We start from the raw sequence: 23,097 nt of genomic DNA on the forward strand, positions 1-23,097 counted from the left end.
CTTCAGCCACTCCTTTTTCCTCTTCTATCCAGTCCTTTTCGGGTCTGGTTCCGCCTCCTCGGTTTTCCTTGGTCTCTCCGGCCTCTCTTGTCCCCGTAGTCCTTGCGTATCGTTCTGCCCTCTTCAATCTCCCTCTTCAGAACCTTCGCCTCCTCCTCGGCGTTCCTCACGTGGAAGACTCTCGCGATCCTCTCTATCGCCTCAAGCTTCCTCACGATGCCGTCGAGCCACGTGAAGACGTCTCCAGGATAGACTATCAGCCCGTAGACCTTTCTGAAGTGTTCTGCTATCTGGGTTGGGTGCTTACCGTTCCTCCTCAGCTCGATTATCAGATTGCTAACGCGCTCCATCGCGTAGTCGGTGCAGTCCTCCTCAGGACACATGAAGAACTCCTGGTAGAGCGTGAAGAGCCTCTCCGCCGCGTTGGGGCTGAGTTCGGGGATAACTCGATCAAGTTCATCAAGGATCGAGGCAAAGCTCGGCGAGAAGACGTTGGCGCTCAGCCTTCCCCTAACTGCCCCCTCAAGCTCCCTCTGGAGCGTTCCGCTCAGGTAAAGGTTTTCGAACGGCAAAAGCTTGACTGCTATCCACTGGGCGGGCTTCTTCCCGAGGTCCTTCCTTATGAATGACGCCTCTTTGGGCAGGAGGAAGCTCATGCTCACGGCCCTTCCGTAGGGCGTGACCTCCACAGACGGCCCCTTGAGCCGGACGAAGCCGTGCTCCTCAAGCTTTTCGAGAACCTTTTCCGCGCTCTGGTTGGCACCGAGGCACTTGGATTGAATGTCCTCGATGACGTCGAGCCGGTTGAAGACGCAGGAGTGGGCCAAGACGTTGTCCTGTTCAAGCTCGTCGCTCCATTCCACCATCACGGGCTCAATTGGAGCGGTCAAAAGCTTGAAGGCAACCTCGTCCTCGCTGCCTTCCATCTGGGCGGAATATTTTCTCCCAGGCTCAACGATGAGGTAGACCCTGCCCTTCTCGTGGTAGAGCGGCCTTCCAGCCCTCCCAAGCATCTGGTGGAACTCCCTCACGCTCAGCCACTTGTTGCCCATGGCGAGGCTCTCAAAGATGACCTGTGAAGCGGGAAAGTCAACGCCGGCTCCCAACGCCGCCGTGGTTACAACGACGTCGAGCCTTTGGGCTAAAAACTCCATCTCGGTGAGCTTCCTCTGTTTGTAGGGTAAACCGGAGTGGTAGGGCTTGGCTTTGAGGCCCTTGCTCGTGAGGTAAGCGGCAAGCTCGTGCGTCCTCTTGCGCGAGAAGGTGAAGACTATCGTCTGCCCCTTGTAGCCCTGCCGGGATTTCCTCATCGCCTCCGCCCGGCAGAGAACCACTATGTGACGCCACTTCTCGGACTCGTTTCTAGCTATGATTATGTGCCTCTCCAAATCCACCGGTCTCTCGTCGTAGAGCACCAGTTTTAACCCCAGTTCCCTGGCCAGTTCGCCGGGATTTCCGACGGTGGCGCTCAGGCCTATGAACTGGGCGCTCGGATAGAGCTTTCTCAATCTCGCGATCAGCCCGTCCAAGCGGGGCCCTCTCTCCTCGTCGTCGAGGGTGTGTATCTCGTCTATCACGATGGTTCCGACGTTTCCTATCTTCCTCCCAGCTCTGAGGAGGTAGTCTATGCCCTCGTAGGTTCCCACTATGATGTCGGCATCGATGCCTGTATCAACCACCACAAGCTCGTCCCGGGTCTTTATCCTGCTCATTCCAACCCTTATCGCCACCCTCAGCCCGAGCCTGGAGTACCTCCGCTTGAAGTCCTCGTACTTCTGGTTGGCCAGGGCGACGAGGGGAACGAGGAAGAGCATCTTCCGGCCCTTCATGGCCTTTGGGACGCCGGCCAGTTCGCCGATTAGGGTTTTTCCGCTCGCCGTGGCGGAAACTACTAGGAGGCTCTCGCCTTCAAGGAGGCCGTGCTTTACTGCCAGACTCTGAACCGGGAGGAGTTCGTTAACACCTTCCGCTTTGAGAACGGATTTAAACTTCTCGGGAAGCGGGAGCTCGTCGAGGAGAATTTTCTCAACGCGCACGTGCTTGGCCTTCAGCTCGTCCCACTTGGTTATCTCCGGATGCCTCGTCGGGTCGAAGCGGGGGTCGAAGGCGTAGAGAACCTTATCGAGGTCTCTAAACCTGTCGAGGAGCTTCTTTGCCTGGTCGAACATGGCAACGCTCCTGAACCTGAAGCGGAGCTCCCTCTTCAGCTCGTCTTCCGCACACCTCTCGCAGATGTACTCGCCATGATATTTAATGCGGTTTCCTTCGGTGAGAACGGTTACCCTGCCGTCGAGGAGGCAGAGACGGCAGAGCTCGGCCCTTTCAACCCTCTTGTTCTGGAGCCTTCTCCTGAAGTAGTCCTCCCACTCGTCGGCGTTCACCAGGACGATTCTGGCTTGGCGAAGAAGCTTCTCTATCTCTTTCGGATTGCGATACTGACTTCCCTCAAGAACCTTGAAGAGCCTCCCCTCGCGCATTATGAAGCGGTATATCCTCTCAGCCTTCAGGTTCTTCATCGCGGTGAGCTTTTCCGGCTCGTTCTCGATAAAGAATGCCTCAAGCTCGTTCTTCTTTCTCCCGGGTCTCACGACGAAGAGCATTCTCACTCCCTCGCCAAGCGATCAGCGTTTCCCCGTCTCACAGGACACCCAGTTTTCCTTGAAGGTGTCTATTATGAGCGTAACCTCCACCCGCTCCAGGTTCTTGCCGAAGAGCCGTTTGAGCCTTCCCGCGAAGGCCTTGACCTCATCCGTGTCGTGGAAGCTCGCCCTCACGAGTATCTGCCTCTCGCCGCTGCGCCGGTAGAGGCTCTGAACCTCATCCAGCTTGGCAACCCGTCTCAGAATCGGGTCGATAGTGTGGTCGTCTATGGCAAGCTTGAGCTCAAAGAACGCCTGAACGTATTCGTCGAGGAAAGCCGGGTCAATGATGGCGGAGTAGCCCTTAATTGCCCCGAGCTTCTCCAGCTTTTCTACCCTGTTCTTCACGCTGGCTGGGGATAGGCCAACCCTCTTCCCAAGCTCGGTTAGGGTTATTCTGCCCTCCTTCCGAAGGATTCTGAGTATCTCCCTGTCCTTCTCGTCTATTCCCGGCATCGGCTCCACCATCTAAAAGGGAAGGAAAAATCAGCGGGTGATCTTTATCTCCCGCATCAGCTCAAGCGGCTCGGGATTCCTCTCGAAGTACTCCCTGACCGGCTTGAGGAGTTCGATGAGGTACTCGGCGACGGCATTCTTGAGGTCGAGCGGGTGGAGCTTGCCCTCGGCAAAGTCCCTCTTGAGCTCCTCGATGGTCGTGTAGGTGACGTCGCCGCCGAACTTGGCGGGCCTGTGTATTGTGAACTCCGTCGGCTCCTCGCGGAAGATTATGTACTCGGCCCAGTCGAGGACGGGGTTGTACTTGACCTCTTTCGCTGGACAGAAGGCCTTCCTGAGCTTCTGCTTTATCTCCTCAGGAGTGTCGTGGATGAAGACCGCCGAGTAGGGTTTGCTCTTGCTCATCTTCATCTGGGTCTTCAGTTCTTTGAACTGCTCCTCGCTCTCTATCGGCCAGACCGGAGGCTCCTGAAGGCCGAGAAGGAGGTGGTGGTGCAGAGCGACCGGCTTGAGCTTCTCGCCCTTCCACTCGAGGGCGTGGTACTTGAGCTTCTGGGCCACTTCGATTGCTATCACGTGTGCCTTCCTCTGGTCCATTCCGGCGTGGGCTATGGTGACGCCCTGGTAGTAGATGTCCGCCACCTGCATCGCAGGGTAGATTAGCTTGGCGAAGTCTATGGCCTCACCCATCTGACGGCCCATGATGGTTATGGAGCGCATCATTCTCGCGAGGGTGACGTTCTTGGAGATGTCTATGACCGTCTGCCAGTAGTCGCCCTTCTCCAGTATCTCGCTCGCGAGAACGAACTCGACCTCCTCAGGGTCGCCGCCCATGACCTTTATGCTCTGCTTCATGCCCTCCTTGAAGTAGCTAAGCGCGACCTTCTGGATGACCTCGAGGTCTCCACCGAGTTTGTCGTTTATCCAGCTGTGCCAGTCCGCTAAGAAAATCTTCGTCTTGATTCCAGCCTTCTGAAGGTCGGCTATCTTTGCTCCGGCCATCAAACCGGTTCCGAGGTGAATGTAACCGCTTATCTCAAATCCGATGTAGTGCTGCATTGGAACGCCGACTTCGAGCAGGTGCCTGAGGTTCTCCGCGGTCAGGAGTTCCTCCGTTGGCTTTCTCCCGATAAGTTCCATCCTCTTTTCTATGTCCATACTCACCACCTGAAGCCTGAACGGCACAAGCCTTTAAGGGTTTTACTGAGGGCGAAAAGGAACTCACTGCAGGGCTTCAAAGTTTAACAGGGACGAAAAACTTTCCGGTTCATAAGATTTATAACTCCATCGGCCTTATATAACCCGGTGATACCATGAGGAAGGCTGCAATAATACTTGCGGTGTTTGTTTTCTTTGGTGTTTTTGGATTTGCCATGGCCAGTGCTACGACCGTCGGTGTTGACCTCGCCCACGGCGAGAGCGACAAGGGTCTGGCAGTTCTGACCGACAAGGACGGCAACGTTCTCGCTGAGGGAATGGTAAAGACCATCAGCGACGTCAGCTGGGCTTATATTGGGCCGGCCGAGAAGGCCGATGAGCTTGGAATCAAGCAGCTCGGCGATAAGATAACCTACGACGCCATCAAGGACGTGGACTTCCTTATCCTCGGCCAGCCGACCCAGGCCTTCAGCCCGGACGAGGTTCAGGCCATCGTCCAGTGGTGGAACGACGGAAACAGGATCCTCTGGGTTGCGGGCGATTCCGACTACGGTGACGGCCCGCAGAGGATCGACTTCGTGGACACCATTCTCGACGCCATCGGTGCCAACCTCAGGCTCGACCAGTGCTCCGCCGAGGACGCCACCAGCAACGCCGGTGCCGGCTACCGTGTCATAGGCCTCGTCAACCCCGACAGCGGAACCCCCGACAAGGACATGCTCACCAAGGACTTCAAGAACGGCGGCAAGGTCCTCTTCCACGGCCCGGGCGTCGTCGCCTACGTTGACGACAACGGCAACTGGCAGAGCCTCCACGGCGGAATAGCCGATGGAATATACATCATCGTGACCACCAGCGCCGACGGTCAGATCGTTGAGAACACCGACCCGGCGGCCCAGGCCTACACCGCCGGCGACACCGGTGAGTTCCCGCTCATGGCTGTCCAGCTCTTCGAGGACAAGAAGAATGTCCTCGTTGTCAGCGGCGAGACCCCCTACGGCGGCTACGAGCCCATGTGGAGCCCGACCTACCACGGCGTTGACCTCGACGGCCCGCAGTTCGTCACCAACTTCATCCACTGGGCCATCAGCGTCCAGCAGAACCTCGGCCAGACCGAGACCAGCGAGGGCGGAAGCACCTGCGGTCCGGCGGCTCTGATCGGTCTCGCCCTCATACCGCTTGCCCTCTACAGGAGGAGGAAGTGATCTCCTCCATTTTTTGCTTGTTGAACCATTAATTTTTTATTAAGTTTCTCGAACCACCCACGATTGACATAACCAGGTGATAAACATGAAGAAGCCCGTGGCAATTGGCTTTATCCTGCTTCTTGCCCTCAGCGTCGTGGCCAGCGGCTGCATAAGCGGAGGAAACGGCGATGAAACCTCCGGAATAACCCTTGTCATCGTCACCAGACACGACGCGACCATACAGTACATGGTCAAGCAGACCTTCCTCCAGAGCGATGTCGCCAAGCAGTACAACATCGAGGACATCAAGTTCATCAAGGTTCCGGAGAGCCTCTGGCCCAGCTACATAGACAAAGGAGCCGACGTTGGCTGGGGAGGCGGACCGACGCTCTTTGACGACCTCTACAAGGCCAACTACCTCGCCCCGATAACCGACGAAAAGGTTCTCGGTCTCCTCGGCAACCCGCTTCCGACCGAGCTCGCGGGAATGCCCATGGTAAGGAAGGACGATGACGGCAAAGTTTACTGGATAGCCGCCGCACTCTCCTCCTTCGGATACACCGTCAACAAGAAGCAGCTCGAGAAGTGGAACCTTCAGATACCGAACAAGTGGGAGGACATAGCGAGTGAGGACTGGGCCCTCAACCCGCCGCAGTACGGAATAGCCGACCCAACCAGGAGCACCTCCAACACTAGGATATACCAGATAATCCTCCAGGCCTTCGGCTGGGAGGAGGGCTGGCGCATCATGACCCTCATCACGGCTAACTCCAAAGTTTACCTCGCCAGCGACGCCGTCAGGGACGCCGTTATCAACGGTGAGATAGCGGCAGGAAACACCATTGACTTCTACGGTTACACCGCCATGCAGCAGAACCCCGACTGTCTCTACGTCGTCCCGAAGGGAGAGAGCATCATAAACGGCGACCCGATAGCGCTCCTCAAGAACGCCAAGCACCCTGAGGCGGCGCAGGCTTTCATCTACTGGGTTCTCACCGAGGGCCAGGCCGTCTGGATGAGCCCCGACGTGAACAGGCTCCCGATCAACCCGCAGATATTCGACATGACCATCACCAAGCCCTACGCCGACGTCATCTTCAAGGGCCAGAACGAGGGCAAGACCTACGGCGAAGCCAGGCCCGCCCTTGAGAAGGCCTACGATGACGCCATACACGCCGAGGGAATCGAGTTTGACGACAAGAGGGCCCTTGAGACCGTGAGCGCACTCCAGTACTACTTCAAGGCCACCCTCGTTGACCCGAACCAGAAGCTTCACGACGCATGGGTCGCCATAGTGCAGGCCTACAAGGACGGCAAGATAACCAAGGAGCAGTTCGAGCAGCTCAAGGACGAGCTCACCGCCCCGATACAGTTCAAGGACCCCGAGACCGGTCAGACCGTTACCTTCACCGAGGAGTACGCCAAGAAGATAAACGACAGGATCGTCAAGGACAGGAACTTCCAGGACCAGCTCGTCCAGGAGTGGCGCCAGGGTGCCATGGACAAGTACCAGAAGGTACTCGACGACCTCAACAGCATGCTTGGTTGAGTTTGATACCTCCCTGCAAATTTCCATTCTTTTTTGGCACTTTTTCAATATGAGCAAATCAACAAATTTTTGGAAATCTTTAAATAGACTCCACCTCGACCAACTCAGAGTGGCGGGTATGGTCAGAAGTAGAACGGAGGTTGATGCTCAATGAAGGTAAGCAAGTGGAGCGAGAGACTCTTTGGAACACCCCTGTTCGATCCGGTCGTCACGACTTCGTTCCTGTTCCCACTCCTGTACCTGGTGGCCTTCCTGATAATCCCAGTACTGGCAATGCTCGCGGTGGCCTTCGAGTACAACGGTCACTTCTCATTCCACTGGTTCACCAGCATACTGACGTCGGAGTACTACATCAGCTGGCCGACTGGGGAGTTCTCCAGACTGGTCACCCTGCCCAACGGGGAGCAGATCTACTACGTCCAGGGCGTTGACTTCGGAGTGATACTCAACTCCATAATAGTCTCCCTGAGCGTCATGATCCTGACCACGATACTCGGAACGGTCTTCGCCTTCGTCATGGCGCGCTACGACTTCCCGGGCAAGAATATCGTGAGGATACTCCTCTTCGTGCCGCTCCTCGTTACGCCCTTCGTCAACGTCTTCATCGTCAAGAAGATGTTCCTTCCCAACGGTCTGATAAACTGGCTGTTCTACGATATCCTTCACGTATTCCCGCACAGAATCGTTATCGACGGTCTCGTGGGTGTCATAGTCGCCCAGGCGATGACCTACTACCCGATAGTTTACCTCAACGCCTACGCGAGCTTCATCAACATCGACCCCACCCTCGAGGAGCAGGCCGAGAACCTCGGAAGCAGGGGGTTCCACCTCTTCAGAACCGTTACATTCCCGCTTGCCCTCCCGGGAATCGCGGCGGGAGCCACTCTCGTTGGAATCTTCAGCCTTGAGGACCTCGCCGCGCCGATAGTCTTCCAGGGCAACCCGCTCGCCAGGAAGCTCATGTCCTTCCAGATCTACAGCGCCTTCACCAGCGGTTTCAACGTTGGAAGCCCACAGCTCGCCGCCCTCGCGCTCATAATGCTCACCATCGCCATTCTGATGTTCCTAGGCATCAGAAAGTACGTCAGCCTGCGCCAGTACGCCATGCTCAGCAAGGGCGGAAGGTGGAAGCCGCGCGTGGCCAAGCCCAAGGGCTGGCAGGCGGCCCTCATCTACCTCGTCGTCCTTCCGATGCTCCTCATCTCGATATTCCCACAGATCGGTGTCGTGCTCCTCGCCTTCAGCGAGAGCTGGGTCGGAACCTGGCCGGAGGGCTTTACCACCGCGCACATCCAGAGCATTATAACCCAGCCGGACATTGAACGCGTTATCATGAACAGCATCATGTATTCCACCGCCGCAATAATCGTCATCCTCCTCCTGTCGCTCACCGCCTCCTACGCCTCCAGCAGGTTCAAGAAGAGTCAGCTCGGGCCCGTTCTCGACAGCCTCTCAACGATACCCATAGCCGTTCCGGGTATCGTCATAGCAATGAGCTACTTTTTCTTCTTCGCCAAGGTGTTCCCGGACACGCCCCTCGACCCCACGAACCTGCTCGGTTTCAACCCTGCGATGGTTCTCGTGCTGGCGTACTCAATCAGGCGTCTGCCCTTCGCAGCGCGCTCCATATCGGCCGGAATCCAGCAGGTTCACGTGTCCCTCGAGGAGGCGGCGCTCAACCTCGGCGCAGGAAGGTGGAAGGCACTGACGGGAATTCTGATACCCCTGATACTCCTGAACCTGCTTGGAGGAGCCATGCTGAGCTTCGTCTACTGTATGAGCGAGACCAGCGTCGGCATCACCCTCGGTTCCATCAACCCAGAGTACTACCCGATAACCGCCAGGATGGTCGAGCTCATGACGAGCGCCGTCGGAAGCGCCAACCTCGCGGCCGCGCTCGGTGTCTTCCTCATGACTGTTCAGATCATAGCCATAGTCCTTGCCAACGTGATAACCAAGCAGAGGTACTCATTCATAGGTCTCACCTGAGGTGGTTGGGATGGTTGACGTCAAGCTTGAGAACATCGTCAAAACCTTCGGAGAAACGGTTGCCCTTAAGGGGATAGACCTTCATATAAAGGCCGGGGAGCTCTTCACCCTGCTCGGACCGAGCGGGTGTGGAAAGTCCACGACGCTGAGGATAATAGCGGGTCTGGACTTCCCGGACAGCGGCACAATACACTTCGGCGACGAGGAGGTCACCTACCTCCCGTCCAGCAAGCGCGGTGCGGTGCTCGTCTTCCAGAACTACGCCCTGTGGCCCCACATGACGGTCTTCGACAACGTCGCCTACGGACTCAAGCTCAAGAAGCTCTCGAAGGACGAGATAAAGAAGAAGGTCGAGTGGGCCCTCGAACTCGTCAAGCTCGAGGGCTTCGCGGACCGCTACCCGACCCAGCTTTCCGGAGGTCAGCAGCAGCGTGTCGCAATAGCAAGGGCACTCGTCGTCGAGCCCAAGGTTCTCCTCCTGGACGAGCCGCTGAGCAACCTCGACGCCAAGCTCAGGCTTGAGATGCGCTCCGAGATAAGGAGAATCCAGCGCGAGCTCGGCATCACCGTCATCTACGTCACCCACGATCAGGAGGAGGCCATGGCAATAAGCGACAGGATTGCCGTCATGAACGTCGGAACCGTCGAGCAGGTGGGAACACCGAAGGAGATATACGAGACTCCGAGGACGGAGTTCGTTGCCAGCTTCATGGGCAAGACCAACGTCATCCCGGCCAAGGTTGTCGAGAGGAACGGCGACCGCGTTTCCGTCGAGTTCGAAGGAATACGGCTGGATGGCCTCCACTATACTGACAAGAGCGACGACGTCGTCATAGTCATCAGGCCCGAGAGGATAAAGCTCAAGCCTGTCGAGAATGCGGTCTCATTCACCGGGACCGTTGACCTCATCGAGTACTACGGCTTCTTCATTGAGGTCGTTGGCCTCTTCGGGGACACCAGGATCATCGCCAGAACCATCAGCGACAGGGAGATAGCCGGACTCAGGCCGCTCCAGCAGGTGACGTTCTACGTCGAGAGGGACGACATCATCGTCCTCCCGAAGCAGCAGCTTTAAACCCCTTTTCCCATTTCATTTAGGTGGTCGCATGCGTGGATTTTTGGAGTTCCTCAACGAGGGGCAGGTCTACGAGGTTCTGCTCGTCACGAGATCAAATGCCGCCCCGGTGGGCGTTGTAAGGGGCGGAAACCGGCTGTTTTTCAAGCTCTTTGGTGGAAAAAGTGCGAAGGAGCTGAGGGAGCACCCACACGCGTCGGTTCAGGTGACCAACGACGTTGAGCTGATCGTAAAGCTCGCCCTCAACCTGCCGGTGGAGCTTGAGTTCGAGGACAGGGGGGCGCACAGGTGGATACGGGGACTCCCGGGGGTTTACGGACCGGTCATGTTCACCGAGGAAGTCCACGAGGACAATCTGGGGAAAACCTCCGTTTTGAGGTGTTCGCTGGAGCCGGAGGGAATCATCGATGGAAGACTGCCCCCCAAACCGCCGAGCAGGGCTGACTGGCACCTCCTGGAGATGGCCGTGGACTTCACCAGGCTGGGGGTGGCCCTGAGGAACGGGAAGATGGAGGCTGCCAAGAAGCTGCGCGGAAGGATAGTCGAGAACTATTCATCCTACCTGCGGTTCGGGGGGAGCTCGGAGCTGGCAGAGATTATAAGAGCGGCACTGGACGAAAGTGAGTAAAGGAGCGCCCCTCAGACAAGGGAAAGCTTATAACCGATTTATTTCAGCTTTTCTTGGTGATACCATGAAGGCAGGCAGGCTTATGGCGCTTTTGGTGGCCCTGCTTACCATAGCGGCGGCCCCAGTGGGCACCGTCTGGGCCGCTTCAAGCAGCAGCGTGACACCGGGAGAGATCCTCGTTCAGCCGCTCCCGGGAGTTCCAGCGATAGGAAAGCCCGGAGACATAGTTGAAATACACCCCGTCGAGGGAGTTGCCATAGATTCCCTTCAGATAGTCTCCATACTTCATGGGCCCTACGACCTCCAGATAGTGGGCACGGAGAACGGCGTCATCAAGGCCAAGATACCGGAGGACGCGGTTCCGGACGTCTACTTCCTCGTCGTCAAGAGCGACAGGGGCGAGGTCACGATACCCAACGGCGTGTGGGTCATGAAGGACGCCCCAACGGTTCTCAGGATAGCCCACGGCAGCGACCTTCACGTCACCAGCGGCTCCAAGATGGGATTCGTCTGCGGGGACTACTTCCAGAAGAGCATTCCCGAGATACTCCAGTACTGCGACCACCCCTACGCGATGCACAGCTACACCGCCGCCGACAGCTTCATGACGTACTACGCCATGACTGGCCTGCAGAGTGAGAACGTCATCAACCTCATAATCAGCACGGGCGACGACGTCGATACCAACGGCGACAGCGAGGGCTACAAGATGTTCGACGAGGCAATACTCCACGGAACCGCGGCAGGAACTCCGCTCATAAGCATAAAGGGCAACCACGACCACCCGCCGACCTACTACAACAAGTACGTTGGCCCCAGGTACTTCTACGAGGTCATCGGGGACTTCATCATCATAGGCCTCGACAGCAGGGGCGAGGAGAGGCACCCCGAGCTTGAGCAGCTCCAGTGGATGGAGGAGGTCCTCAAGAGCCACCCTGACAAGGTACCGATAGTCCTCGTCCACCACCCGTTCTGGTACAGCACCCCTGACGGCAAGTGGGGCGGAACCATAAAGGGTTACACCGCCTTTGACGACGGCGACTGGCAGGCTCTGACCGGTTTCATAAGCTGGGACTGGGAGGGCAAGAACGGCGAGTACGACGAGATAGCCAGAACCTTCCTCCAGCTCGTCGAGAAGTACAACGTCAGGCTCGTCCTTGCCGGACACATCCACAAGGACAAGCCGGTTCTCTACATCGACAAGGAGGGCAACGAACACTGGTTCTACACCGTCACCACCACCGGCGCCCCGGACAAGACCAGCAACCCGCCGAGCCAGGCCGACCAGAGCAGGGGCTACACCACTCCGAGCTGGTACGGCTCGCAGGTCATCTACGTCTATGAAAACGGCACCGTGAAGTTCCCGCTCGCGGGGGACGTCCTTCACGAGGGCATAAGCTCCCTCCCGATACCGCAAAAGTTCATCGTTTACAGGCAGAACGGTGAAGACGGAACCGCCGTCAAGTTCGTGAACGAGCTTGACAATGCAGTCAGCGGCCCCTTCGTCCTCGAGATACCCGAAGGGGCCAAGGTGGATCCGGAGCACACCAACATAACCTACACCGTCCTCGGCGAGAGGGAGATTGGCGGTACCCAATACATGCTCCTCAACGTCACCGTCCCAACCGGCGTCAGCCAGATAACCGTCGTCAAGAGCACGGATGCCCAGGCACCCGAGGTTAAGATAGGCTACCTCATGCCCAGCAAGCCCAAGCCGGGACAGAGGTTCAAGGTCTACGTCACCGCCAACGACAACGTCGGAATCAGGGACATGAAGGTGCAGATAATCAGCGACGGCAAGGTTCTGGCAGAGTACCCGGCGTTCTCGATGAAGCCGACAGAGGTCGAGGCCACCTACTACACCGAGATCCCGGGCGTTGATGCAAACGAGTTCACTATCAAGGTGATCGCGACCGACTTCTACAGCAACACCGGCGAGACCACCTACACCGTCGGCGGAAGCACTAGCACCAGCAGCCCGAGCCAGACGACCACTGAGAGCGGGGGAAGCACCTGCGGCCCGGCCTTCATCGTGGGCCTCGCACTCCTCCCGGTTCTCCTCAGTAGGAGGAAGTGACCCCCTTCCCTTTTCTAATATTTCCATCGCGCCAGCCGCACTCCCCAGGGAAGAGTTTTTAAACCGTCCCCATAAGCCCCCCATGGTGATGAAGGTGAAGTTCAAAGGCAAAGCCTTCGGGAACATTGTGAGGATGGAGTTCGACATTCTCACGCTCAGCGAGCTTAAAATAGACGACCTGCGAGACTTTGACGTTGATTCCATCAAGATAGAGCTCAAGCCCACCTCATCCGGCATACGGGTCACCGGCATATGGGAGGGTACCGTCGAGGAAGCCGGAGAGGGAATAAAGAAGGCCCTCCTTGAGAGCTACAAACTCCGTGAGAGGATTCTCAACAGGATAAAGAGCAAGACGGAGGCAATAAGGAGCACCATGCGCCAGCTCGGCTTCACGGAGGAAGTGGAGGGCTACGGGAGTGCGCTGCGCTTCGTCAAGAAGGTCGGCGCCTACGACATAGTCGTCGTCGCCTCAACGACGGACGACGTTGTCAGGGTCGAGGTCTACGGCAACGACAAGAAGATCATCAGCCCGGAGCTGGAGAGCATCTTTGAGGACGTCGAGGTGGAGGAGCTGGAGATATACGACTTCGAGGACGACAAGGAGGAGCGGCTCGTTATAAACCTCGAAATACCGAAGAACGAAGAAAAGCCCGAGAGAAAGATAATGGAAGCCATCAGGATGATAGAAAGCATGCTGATGGCCTGATCACTTGTATCTGCTGTCCAGCTGAAGCTGCTTCAGCTTTGCCGTTATTCCCTTTGTCGGCGCCCTGTCTTCATTTATTATCTTCCCGGTTCTTGTGTCTATTCTCGCGTAGTAGAGGGTCTCCTTCCCTGCCACCTTGATGTGGACGTAGCCCCTCTCCTCGTAGAGGACGAGGCGCTCCACCGCTGGCCGTTCTTCCTTGTATTTCTCCCTCACATGCGCGAGGTATGACTCCTTTATCGCCATCTCTGTGAAGCGGACGTCGCTCTTCAGAACCTCTCCCGTGGTTCTGTGAAGGACGAACCTTCCAACCTTCGTTCTTCCGGCGAATTCGACCTCCCAGTTCTCGTTGAGCGTCACGGACCTTACCATGGCCTCCTCGTCTATCTCCTTCGCGGCCTCGACGGCCATCCTTTCGGCGAGGTCCCTTCTCAGAACACGGTCCGCCTCCTCGATGAGCTTGCCGTCCCTGCTGACCCTGACGGTTACCATGTGGCGGTCGTTCTCGGCGGTAACGGTGTATTCGGTTTCGGTACCCTCAACGGATTTTATCTCAAAGTCAGGATACTTCTCGGAGACTATCTCCTTCGCCCTGTCGGGCGTCACCTCGACGAGGTAGTCGAGGACGTCCCCCGTCGAGCCGTCCACCTTCACGACGGCCTTTCCATCGGCGCTCTCAAGAACCAGCTCCAGGTATTTGTGCTCCAGCACACGGTATGATTCCATGGCCAGGTCTCTCAGCGGAAAGTTGCCCTCTATGACAGTCCTGGCGTTTTCGAAGGCGTCTTCGGGTGATGGGAGCCTCCTGGCCTCCTCGTAGCTGCCGTCGGTGAGATCGACGCTGACAACGACCACACCTGCATCAAGGAGTATGTCCGCGATGGCGGCTTTCTTGCCCTTCTCGAGGTTGATGACCCTGCCCTGAGGATAGGCGTTTCTCAGGAGTTCACTGAGGGCATCGTCGCTCATGAGAACCTCCATCCCAAGAAGCCTGCCGGTGTAGCCGTTGAACTGAGCCTCAAATGAGAAGCGCCCCGTCTTCCCCGATATCTTGACCTTTCCGTTTGTCCTCTTGAGCTCATACTCACTGATTTCCTCCCCCGTCTGCTTCCGAACGATGTCTCGGACCCTCTCAACGAAGTAGTCATCCGGCAGGGGGTTCATCTCGAAGGTTACCTCTCCGCGCTCCAGATCGACCCTGGCCCCGGCCAGGTTTTCACCCACCCGGACCTCGAGTCTGGCCTCTTTGGGAACGTAGACCTTCTTCCTCTCGTGGATGGTCACCCTGCTCTCGGGAACGCCGAGCTCTTTTGCGGCGACGGCTTTAAGGACAAAGACCGCCTCGCTTGGACTTATGGGAACCTCCACCTCCCGCTCCGTGGCGCGGATAATCGAGCCATCGTTTAGGAGGGCCTTGGTTACGGGAACGCTCAGGTCCTTGTCCTGCGTTGCCCTGAGGACTATACGATCCTCTGAAAACACCACCGCCCTGTCCTTCTCCCCATCCCCTTCGACGGACCAGGAGAATATGTACGCACTGGACAGGGAGACCGCGATGGATTCAAGCTTCACCTCCCCCGGCTTCACGGGGTATTTGGAAGCCGCGAACGATGCCACCTTCCTCAGCACGGCCTCGGGTGAAAAGTCATGGAGAAGCGGGGCATCGAGCTCGAACTCTTCCAGGGGGCCTTTTTCTTCTCCCGCCTCCCTCTCAGCCTTAAGCCGCTCCACAAGATCGGCGGGCGGTTTCATCCGGTAGTTGTTGAACAGGGAGGCGAGCTTCTCGCCGTCCCATGGAACCACCCTTCCTCGGTGCTCCCGGGATATCAGAACCTTGGCGTCCTTCGTGAATCCTGCGGGGGATATCAGTATTCCCTTATCCGCCTTGTATTTGTTTACCAGGTCCGCAAAGACGTTGACGTCCCTTGAAGAGGCCAGCCCCTTGGGGTGAATCGCCAGAACAACCTTCTCGATCCCCGCTATGGGGTCGTCCCTTATTGCCACGACGTCTATTCCCCACTCCTTCCTGCCCGCCACCCTCTCGTAGTCCCTGAAGCCCATTCTCTTCAGCAGCTCGATTACGTCTCCAACAAGCGTTTCCCTGGGTGCCAGCCTTATTAAATCCGGGGTCCACGGCATCAGTCTCACCCATGAAAGTGAAGTCCATTATCACGGTTCTTTCGTCCTTATTTTATAAATCTCTTTCCCCGGAGGCGCTGTTATCACCGCAGGTGTTCAAAATAAGTTTTTAACCCCGCCGATTTAACACCCACGCGGTGATGGAATGTTCAGGCTCATCGACTTTGAGTATCACGGAAAAACCGTCTTTCTGAGGGCAGACCTAAATTCACCGGTCACTGACGGGAAGATAATCAGCGACGCCCGCTTCAGGGCAGTTCTCCCGACGATAATATACCTCCTCGAACACGGGGCCAAACTAGTCATAGGAACGCACCAGAGCAAGCCATACAAGGGGGACTACATCACCACGGAGGGGCACGCCGAGATACTGAGCGGGTTACTCGGCCAGGAAGTGGAGTACGTTGAGGACATCTTCGGAAAATATGCCCGCGAGAGGATACGGGCCCTAAAGCCCGGCGAGGCCATCGTCCTTGAGAACCTCCGCTTTGCTGCGGAGGAGGTCAAATACAAGCCGATTGAAGATTGCGAGAAGACGTTTTTCGTGAGAAAACTCGCACCCCTGATCGATTACGTCGTGAACGATGCCTTCGCGGCGACCCACCGCTCCCAGCCTTCCCTGGTCGGCTTCGCAAGGCTGAAGCCCATGATAATGGGTTTCCTCATGGAGAAGGAGGTTCAGGCACTCACAAGGGCATACGAGACCCAGGAGAAGCCGAGGGTCTACGTGCTCGGCGGTGCGAAGGTTGACGACTCCCTCCGCGTGGCGGAGAACGTACTGAGGAACGGCAGGGCTGAGGTTATACTCACCGGCGGGCTGGTCGGTCACGTGTTCACCCTCGCCAAGGGCTTCCACCTTGGCGACTCTAACCTCGAGTTTATGGAGAAAAAGGGCCTTCTCGAACTGGTGGACTGGGCCGAGGAGATACTCAACGAGTTCTACCCCTACGTGAGAACCCCCGTTGATTTTGCCGTTGATTACAAGGGGGAGCGCGTCGAGGTTGACCTGCTGAGCGAGGAGAAATGGCTGTTCGACGAACACCCGATACTCGACATAGGCTCGAGGACCGTTGAGAAGTACCGCGAGGTGCTCAGGGAGGCGAAGATAATAGTCGCCAACGGACCGATGGGCGTCTTCGAGCGCGAGGAGTTCGCGGTAGGTACGGTCGGCGTCTTCAGGGCGATAGGGGAGAGCCCGGCCTTCAGCATAGTCGGGGGCGGCCACTCGATAGCGAGCATATACCAGCACAATATAACCGGCATAAGCCACGTCTCCACCGGAGGCGGCGCGATGCTGAGCTTCTTCGCCGGTGAAAAGCTCCCCGTCCTGGAGGCATTCAGGATAAGCTACGAGAGGTTCAGGGAAAGGGCCTCGGTTTAATCCTTTTTCGTTCTCTCGTAGAGATTTTGATACACCTTTCTGAACTGGAGGATCATGACGATGGCGTAAACCACGGAAAAGGACTTCAGGGGAAAGTGACCGTTGGAAAGGTGGTTCAGGAGTGCAATGACGCCAATAACGGCAACGTAAGTGACGAGGACGTTCAGAAAAGCGGCCCTCGTTGAGCCTATCCTGTAGGCAAGCCACACCCAGAGGGAAGCGTCGAGCCGGAAGAACCACACGAGCTTCAACGGTTCCCGGGGATTAACTTCAACCGAATAGGCGTCTTCCTCAAGGTTTTTCCTGAAGAAACGGGACAGAACCCCCGTTAGCACCAGGGCCAGTAGCGACAGAAGGACGAGAGCCAGGGAGTCAAGCACGGCCCCGGCTGCCAGGAAAATCATGGAGAAGGTGAAGGTTAGGTAAACGATGAGCGAGTTCCCTGAAAGCCGACCATTTTTGAAGAGGCAAGCCGGATAGATGCCAAAGTACGGGACTGCCACCAGGAGCAGAATGACTGAGAGGGCTACCCTGTCCATTCCGCATCGAGGTTTTTAGAACCTGGAAAATTAAAAAGATTTCGATTGAAAAGAGAAATAACGGAGTGTGTCTCTCAGTCTATCGTAGCCTTCCTGAAGCCAAGCGCGGCAATTCCGGCGAACAGCGCCGCCAGACCAATGAGCACGACCCAGTCCGTGACGATTCCAAAGGTCGGCTCGACTCCGGCCAGGTAATACCTGGAACCGTCGACCGCATAGGTCAGCGGGTTTACCTTGGCCAGCCACTGCATCCACTCCGGCATCGTGCTTGTCGGGTAGAAGGCACCGCTGAGGAAGGTCATGGGGAGCATTATCATGGTCACTATCATCTGGAAGCCTTCCATGCTGGTCATCTTGAGTGCTATCGCTACTCCCATGCCTGCTATGGCAATTCCAACGAGGAAGCTCATGCCAAGCGCGGGAAGGATTCCGCTCACGTTGAGGTCGGCCAGGAAAAAGCTGAGCGCGAGGATTATGACGCCCTGTATCATGGCCATGAGTGCTCCCCCGGTGATTCTGCCGAGTATGGCCTCTGTTCTGCTCGCGGGGGCGACGAGAATCTCCTTCAGGAAGCCGAACTGCTTGTCCCAGATGAGCGTTATGCCCTGCATGAAGCTCATGTTGAAGACCGTCATGGCTATTATTCCCGGCACGAGGTAGGTCATGTAGTCAACGCCGCCGAAGATGGACGCCGCGGCGGGGTTGTTGAAGACACCGCTCCAGCCCTTTCCGAAGAATATGAGCCAGATGAGCGGGTTGATGAGGCTTCCGATGACCCTCGCACGGGAGCGGGAAAAGCGCTTCAGCTCGCGGTATATCATGGTGAAAAAGACCTGCATGCCATCACCTCCTCATCCTGGCCCTCATTATCATTTTCGCCACGTTCCCCTCGCCGCCTTCCTCCCTGATTTCTCTGCCCGTTAGGTGCAGGAAGACGTCGTTGAGGGTGGGCCTGTGGTAGGTGACCTCGAGAATCCGGACGCCGGTTTCCTTCGCCAGTTCAAAGAGCTCCGGCAGAGCCTCAGCAGCGTTGTCCACGTCGAGCCGTATCCGCCCGTCCGGGAGCATCTTGCAGCCTTTGATGAAATCCGCCTTGAGGCACTTGAGTTCCTCCCTTGCCTGGAGCTTCAGGTAGATTATGTCGCTGCCCACGAGTTTCTTGAGCTCCTCGGCGGTGCCCTCCGCGATTATCTCACCGTGGTCCATTATGGCTATCCTGTCGGCTAACTGCTCGGCCTCGTCCATGTAGTGCGTCGTGAGGAAGATGGTCATGTTGTGCTCCTCCTTCATGGCCCTTATGTAGTCCCAGATGTGCGCCCTCGTCTGCGGGTCGAGGCCTATCGTCGGCTCGTCGAGGAACAGTATTTCAGGCTCGTGGAGAAGGGAGCGCGCTATCTCAAGCCTCCTCTGCATTCCGCCGGAGAAGAACTTAACGGGCCTGTCCTTGAACTCCCAGAGCTCAACGAACTTGAGGAGGCGTTCTATCTTCTCCTTCAGCTCATTTCCGCTCAGACCGTATATCCTGCCGTGGATGAGCATGTTCTCGTAGGCGGTAAGTTCCCTATCAACGCTCGGATCCTGAAAGACTATCCCTATCTTCCTCCTAACCGCTATTGGTTCCCTTGCAACGTCGTGGCCCGCAACTATGGCCTTTCCGGCCGTCGGCTTCAACAGTGTCGTGAGGACGTGGACGGTTGTGGTCTTTCCTGCCCCGTTGGGGCCCAGAAAGGCAAATATCTCGCCCCGCCTCACATTGAACGATATCCCTCTAACGGCTTCAAAGTCTCCGTACTTCTTCACGAGATTATCAACCTCAATCGCGTTCATACCTTTCACCTCCAAGAAGAATCAGCCTCAGCTCCCTCGCGCAGCCGGTGAAGAGCCTCCTAACCATCTCCCTCTGCTCCTCCGTCAGTTCGTCCACGGACTCAAAGAGCTCCTTGAAGGCTGTCCTAAGCTCGTCGCCTCCCAGCTCAAGAAACGCCTTGTAGGCGCGCATTCTGCGCTTTGCCTCGGCGAGATCCTCAGCGTGCTCCGCGAGGTAGTCCAGCCCCTTCTCGGTGATCACGTAGGTCTTTTTCTCCCTCTCACCCTTGCTGGCCACCTCAATCAGGCCGCTTCTCCGCAGGGACGCGAGGATAGGATAGACCGTCCCCGCGCTCAGCTTCATGCCGTATCTCTCTTCCAGCTCTGCCATTATCCCGTAGCCGTGCATCGGCTCCCGGAGGAGGTCGAGGATAAGTACCTTCATGTGACCACGAAAATTGGGGCGCTCCATTTGCTTCACCGATATATCGTTCGATATGTCATCCTTATAAACCTTCCCTTCGAAACGCTTATCATCCATGCATGCAGAACAGGGTGATACCATGAGGGCCGTTCTAAAGCCCCTCTTCGAGGCCGAGCTGCCGGCCGATTTCAGCGAGGTCATAAAGGGCAAGCTTATGGGGAAGGAACTCAGAACGGGTGAGGAAATCGAAGTCGAGCTCCTCGGAAAGTCCCTTCGCTTCAAGGTCGTCCTGGCGGAGCCCTCGCCGCTGAAGGTGGGCAAAAGCACGAGGATAGAGTTCTCGCAGGGCGAGGTTGAAGTCGTTGATTTTGAGTTCGAGGGGCCAGTGAGTGAGGTAATCCCCTTTGAGAAGGGATTCGTCATCGCCTTCGAGAGGGAGGTTCTGATTCTGAACCACAACGGGCAAAAGATTTATAGCGATGAGTTCGATGACCTAAAGGCAGTTAGGGTCTCCAAAAACTCGGTGGTGATAATCTATGGGGAAAACAAAATCAGGCTCGTTAAGCCTTGAAAGGTTCACCTTCGATGAAAGCTGGGAGGAAAAGAAGAAGCGTGCGGAGAAAATCGTCGAGATTCTGATGGAGACACATCCGAGGGAGAAGCTCCTTATCGGTGACCCCTACAGAACGCTGGTACACTGCATAATCTCACAGCGCATGAGGGACGAGGTGACGTACAGGGTTTGGGAGGAGCTGTTCGAGAAGTACCGCGACATCGAGACGATAGCAAATATACCAGTCGAGGAGATGCAGCGCTTCCTGCGGGAGAACGGGGTCGGCCTCTGGAAGACCAAGGGCGAGTGGATAGTGAAGGCTTCACAGATAATCCTAGAGGAACACGACGGAAAGGTTCCCGACGACATCAGGGAACTCATGAAGCTCCCGGGAATCGGGAGGAAGTGCGCCAACATAGTTCTCGCGTACGGCTTCGGCAGGCAGGCTATACCCGTTGACACCCACGTCAACAGGATAAGCAAGCGCCTCGGCCTGGCTCCGCCGAGGGTTCCTCCAGAGAAGGTCGAGGAGTACCTTGCGGAGCTGATTCCCTACGAGAAGTGGATATACGTGAACCACGCGATGGTGGACCACGGGAAGAGCATATGCAACCCGATAAGGCCGAAATGCGATTCCTGCCCGCTGAGGGAGCTGTGTCCCTACACGAAGGGACTGGTGACGGATGCGGACTTAAAGGGGCGCCGATGACGCTCCCATATTTATAACTACCAGGACTATTTTCATACCTGCCCGATAATTCCCGTTCATGAAAAGGGTTATATAGGCCTTCTTTCATAAAATAGAGCGGTGATATGCATGCAAATTGTTGAACTCGACATAAAATTGCCCTACGAAGGAAGGGGAAAGATTCTGGGCCGTTTGTATGGCACGGTTAGGGGCAGGATTCGCGACATTCACTTCTTCCCGCCCGATGCTGAGGGCATAAGCGAAATTAAGATGGAAGTGGTCGAGGACAACGCTCCAAAGCTTCTCTCCGACCTCAAAAAGATCGTCAGGAACGGAAAGATAACGTTCAAGGTTCTCTCCGAGGTCTGAGCCTCATCCCTTTATTCCCCTGTTCAGCTCCACCAGCTTTTCCCTGGCCTTCTCCAGAGAGCCGGCCTTTTCTATCGCGGTTCCGGTGACGATTATGTCGGCGCCGGCCCTCACGGCCGCCCGCGCCTGCTCCGCACTCCTTATGCCGCCGCCGACGATGAGCGGGACGTCTATGACGCGCTTCACGAGCGCTATCATCTCGGGGGGAACGGGCTGCGGCGCCCCGCTTCCGGCCTCGAGGTACACCATGCGCATTCCAAGGTACTGGCCCGCCAGGGCGTAGGCGGCGGCGATCTTGGGCTTGTGGCGCGGGATGGGCTTGGCATCGCCGATCCAGCCGACGGTCTCTCCCGGCTCGACTATGAGGTACGCCATTGGTATCGGTTCTATGCCGTAGCGCTTGACCGTGAACGCCCCCAGGGCCTGGGAGCCCGTGATGAAGAAGGGGTTGGTCGAATTGAGCAGGCTCATGAAGAATATCGAATCGGCGTACCTGCTTATCCCCCCGTGGGAGCCGGGGAACAGTATCGTCGGCAGGCTGGAGGACTCCTTTATCGCCCTCACAACGCCGTCGAGGACATCCCCCTCCGCCCCCGTCGAGCCGCCTATCATTATGGCATCTACCCCTATCTCCTCGCTCATCTTCGCTATCCTGGCGGCTTCCTCGGGCGTCACGTCATCAGGATCAAGGAGAACGAAGTGAAGCTTTTCGGTCTCAATCTTCTCGTGAATGTACGTCTCGACCTTTCCGAGCTGGAGTCTCATTTTCTCTCACCGAACCCTATAACTTCCTCCCTGCTTTTAACCCTTTTCCACTCCAGCCCGAGTCCGCTTAGAATGGCAGTGAGAGCCCCATCGGGTTCCCCTTCGAAGCGGTAGAGGTTGGTGCTGACCCTGACGTCCCCCGCGCCGAATCCCTCGACGGGCTCCCCGTACTTTGCCACCCCCAGCGAGAGCTTTTCCTCCAACCGCTCCTCACTGGGGATGAGATACGCCCTCAGGAGCTTTGCCTCCTTCAGGAGGAAGTCTATATGCCAGTGGAGCCTCTTGTTCTCGCTGAAATGCCGGGCAACGCGTTTTTCGAGGGAGTTCATCGCCGAGCCGACGTACACGTAGTGGCCCTTCCTTAGATGGAACTCCCGCCCCTTGGTTCTGACGGTTTTATCGTTTTCCAGCAGGACGACGAGAAAGTACGACCCTCTCATGGTGGGTGGATTCTACTCATCATTTATAAACCCCTGGCCCCAAAACCGAGTCTGGTGTGAAGAATGGACGAAAAGAAAACGAAGAAACCCGCGGACGACTTCGCATGGCAGGAATATGAGAGGGAGGAGTTTGAACAGACCTTCCCGGCCCTTGCGAGGGAGCTCGAGGGGGAGGGCGTTCCGATAGAGGCCTACCGCACCGGCGAGGGGGAGGAGTCCGCCGAGAGGGAGGAGATGGACTTCTCCGGCTACAACCCCACGGTTATCGATTTCCTCAGGAGATGCAGTACGGATGACGAGGCGCTTGAGATAATAAACTGGATGGAGGAGCGCGGTGAGATAACCCACGAGATGGCCAAGGAGCTCAGGATAACCTTGGTCGAGAGGGGAGTCCGGGCCTTCGGTTCCAAGAAGGAGTGGGGCTGGTACGAGCGGCACAGGAAAACATAATTCGCGCCAGTGGTACCAGAGGTGAGTTTTTGCCGAGGAAAAGGTAACTTTTTTAGCCCCCTAAAACATTCCCTAAGCG

At 56.9% G+C, this 23,097-nt stretch carries 22 protein-coding genes; 12 read left to right on the forward strand and 10 right to left on the reverse strand.

The window, feature by feature from the left end:
• Positions 1-2 precede the first annotated feature (2 nt).
• Genes FPV09_RS01325 through FPV09_RS01335 form a run of 3 tightly spaced genes read right to left on the reverse strand, consistent with a single transcriptional unit; the run spans position 3 to position 4,253 of the window.
• Positions 3-2,600: a DEAD/DEAH box helicase gene (locus tag FPV09_RS01325; RefSeq protein WP_148882086.1), complete on the reverse strand. Its 2,598-nt coding sequence runs from the start codon at positions 2,598-2,600 to the stop codon at positions 3-5.
• Positions 2,601-2,621: 21 nt separating this feature from the next.
• A complete protein-coding gene (locus FPV09_RS01330; RefSeq protein WP_148882087.1) occupies positions 2,622-3,095 on the reverse strand; it encodes an Lrp/AsnC family transcriptional regulator in 474 nt (157 codons plus the stop codon).
• A 30-nt stretch (positions 3,096-3,125) separates the two neighbouring features.
• The gene (locus FPV09_RS01335; protein WP_148883590.1) at positions 3,126-4,253 is read right to left on the reverse strand and encodes a tyrosine--tRNA ligase; all 1,128 of its coding nucleotides are present in this window, start codon (positions 4,251-4,253) and stop codon (positions 3,126-3,128) included.
• A gap of 155 nt (positions 4,254-4,408) precedes the next feature.
• Here FPV09_RS01335 and FPV09_RS01340 point away from each other — a divergent pair, with 155 nt between their 5' ends.
• The 7 genes from FPV09_RS01340 (at position 4,409) to FPV09_RS01370 (ending at position 13,464) form a co-directional block, all read left to right on the forward strand.
• Positions 4,409-5,458, forward strand: a complete 1,050-nt coding sequence (locus FPV09_RS01340) for a CGP-CTERM sorting domain-containing protein (protein WP_148882088.1) — start codon at positions 4,409-4,411, stop codon at positions 5,456-5,458.
• An 85-nt stretch (positions 5,459-5,543) separates the two neighbouring features.
• Positions 5,544-6,989, forward strand: a complete 1,446-nt coding sequence (locus FPV09_RS01345; protein ID WP_148882089.1) for an ABC transporter substrate-binding protein — start codon at positions 5,544-5,546, stop codon at positions 6,987-6,989.
• A gap of 150 nt (positions 6,990-7,139) precedes the next feature.
• The gene (locus FPV09_RS01350; protein ID WP_148882090.1) at positions 7,140-8,978 is read left to right on the forward strand and encodes an ABC transporter permease; all 1,839 of its coding nucleotides are present in this window, start codon (positions 7,140-7,142) and stop codon (positions 8,976-8,978) included.
• Between the two features lie 10 nt (positions 8,979-8,988).
• On the forward strand, positions 8,989-10,053 hold the full coding sequence (locus tag FPV09_RS01355) for an ABC transporter ATP-binding protein (RefSeq protein WP_148882091.1): 1,065 nt from the start codon (positions 8,989-8,991) through the stop codon (positions 10,051-10,053).
• Positions 10,054-10,084: 31 nt separating this feature from the next.
• The gene (locus FPV09_RS01360; protein ID WP_148882092.1) at positions 10,085-10,681 is read left to right on the forward strand and encodes a DUF447 domain-containing protein; all 597 of its coding nucleotides are present in this window, start codon (positions 10,085-10,087) and stop codon (positions 10,679-10,681) included.
• Positions 10,682-10,745: 64 nt separating this feature from the next.
• Positions 10,746-12,758: a metallophosphoesterase gene (locus FPV09_RS01365; RefSeq protein WP_148882093.1), complete on the forward strand. Its 2,013-nt coding sequence runs from the start codon at positions 10,746-10,748 to the stop codon at positions 12,756-12,758.
• Between the two features lie 82 nt (positions 12,759-12,840).
• Positions 12,841-13,464: a hypothetical protein gene (locus tag FPV09_RS01370; RefSeq protein WP_058939084.1), complete on the forward strand. Its 624-nt coding sequence runs from the start codon at positions 12,841-12,843 to the stop codon at positions 13,462-13,464.
• On the opposite strand, the gene FPV09_RS01375 is transcribed toward FPV09_RS01370, so the two are convergent.
• The gene (locus FPV09_RS01375; protein WP_148882094.1) at positions 13,465-15,603 is read right to left on the reverse strand and encodes a restriction endonuclease; all 2,139 of its coding nucleotides are present in this window, start codon (positions 15,601-15,603) and stop codon (positions 13,465-13,467) included.
• 145 nt (positions 15,604-15,748) lie between these two features.
• Here FPV09_RS01375 and FPV09_RS01380 point away from each other — a divergent pair, with 145 nt between their 5' ends.
• Positions 15,749-16,984, forward strand: coding sequence for a phosphoglycerate kinase (locus FPV09_RS01380; protein WP_148882095.1), 1,236 nt, complete (start codon positions 15,749-15,751; stop codon positions 16,982-16,984).
• Here FPV09_RS01380 and FPV09_RS01385 read toward each other — a convergent pair.
• The 4 genes from FPV09_RS01385 to FPV09_RS01400 all read right to left on the reverse strand — a co-directional run bounded on the left by FPV09_RS01385 (position 16,981) and on the right by FPV09_RS01400 (position 19,801).
• Positions 16,981-17,523 (reverse strand): hypothetical protein, encoded by a 543-nt coding sequence (locus tag FPV09_RS01385; RefSeq protein ID WP_148882096.1) that lies wholly within the window; start codon positions 17,521-17,523, stop codon positions 16,981-16,983. The two genes, FPV09_RS01380 and FPV09_RS01385, sit on opposite strands and share 4 nt — an antisense overlap.
• Positions 17,524-17,597: 74 nt before the next feature.
• Positions 17,598-18,362, reverse strand: a complete 765-nt coding sequence (locus tag FPV09_RS01390; RefSeq protein ID WP_148882097.1) for an ABC transporter permease — start codon at positions 18,360-18,362, stop codon at positions 17,598-17,600.
• A 4-nt stretch (positions 18,363-18,366) separates the two neighbouring features.
• Positions 18,367-19,350, reverse strand: a complete 984-nt coding sequence (locus tag FPV09_RS01395) for an ATP-binding cassette domain-containing protein (protein WP_148882098.1) — start codon at positions 19,348-19,350, stop codon at positions 18,367-18,369.
• Entirely contained in the window at positions 19,337-19,801 is a 465-nt protein-coding gene (locus tag FPV09_RS01400; RefSeq protein ID WP_148883591.1) for a PadR family transcriptional regulator, read from the reverse strand. Before FPV09_RS01400 ends, FPV09_RS01395 begins: the two co-directional genes overlap by 14 nt.
• Positions 19,802-19,892: 91 nt before the next feature.
• On the opposite strand from FPV09_RS01400, the gene FPV09_RS01405 reads away from it, so the two are divergent.
• From FPV09_RS01405 to FPV09_RS01415, 3 genes are all read left to right on the forward strand, one after another.
• Positions 19,893-20,324: a DUF6849 domain-containing protein gene (locus tag FPV09_RS01405; protein WP_148882099.1), complete on the forward strand. Its 432-nt coding sequence runs from the start codon at positions 19,893-19,895 to the stop codon at positions 20,322-20,324.
• Positions 20,290-21,015: an endonuclease III domain-containing protein gene (locus tag FPV09_RS01410; protein WP_148882100.1), complete on the forward strand. Its 726-nt coding sequence runs from the start codon at positions 20,290-20,292 to the stop codon at positions 21,013-21,015. The genes FPV09_RS01405 and FPV09_RS01410 overlap by 35 nt, the downstream gene beginning before the upstream one ends.
• Positions 21,016-21,123: 108 nt before the next feature.
• Positions 21,124-21,363 (forward strand): hypothetical protein, encoded by a 240-nt coding sequence (locus tag FPV09_RS01415; RefSeq protein ID WP_148883592.1) that lies wholly within the window; start codon positions 21,124-21,126, stop codon positions 21,361-21,363.
• 3 nt (positions 21,364-21,366) lie between these two features.
• On the opposite strand, the gene FPV09_RS01420 is transcribed toward FPV09_RS01415, so the two are convergent.
• Together FPV09_RS01420 and FPV09_RS01425 are read right to left on the reverse strand one after the other, a co-directional pair.
• On the reverse strand, positions 21,367-22,128 hold the full coding sequence (locus FPV09_RS01420; RefSeq protein WP_148882101.1) for a geranylgeranylglyceryl/heptaprenylglyceryl phosphate synthase: 762 nt from the start codon (positions 22,126-22,128) through the stop codon (positions 21,367-21,369).
• Positions 22,125-22,568, reverse strand: a complete 444-nt coding sequence (locus FPV09_RS01425; protein ID WP_148882102.1) for a GIY-YIG nuclease family protein — start codon at positions 22,566-22,568, stop codon at positions 22,125-22,127. Before FPV09_RS01425 ends, FPV09_RS01420 begins: the two co-directional genes overlap by 4 nt.
• A gap of 63 nt (positions 22,569-22,631) precedes the next feature.
• On the opposite strand from FPV09_RS01425, the gene FPV09_RS01430 reads away from it, so the two are divergent.
• Positions 22,632-23,018, forward strand: a complete 387-nt coding sequence (locus tag FPV09_RS01430) for a DUF2095 family protein (protein ID WP_148882103.1) — start codon at positions 22,632-22,634, stop codon at positions 23,016-23,018.
• Positions 23,019-23,097 lie beyond the last annotated feature (79 nt).

This window comes from Thermococcus aciditolerans, assembly GCF_008152015.1.
GTDB classification, from domain to species: domain Archaea; phylum Methanobacteriota_B; class Thermococci; order Thermococcales; family Thermococcaceae; genus Thermococcus; species Thermococcus celericrescens.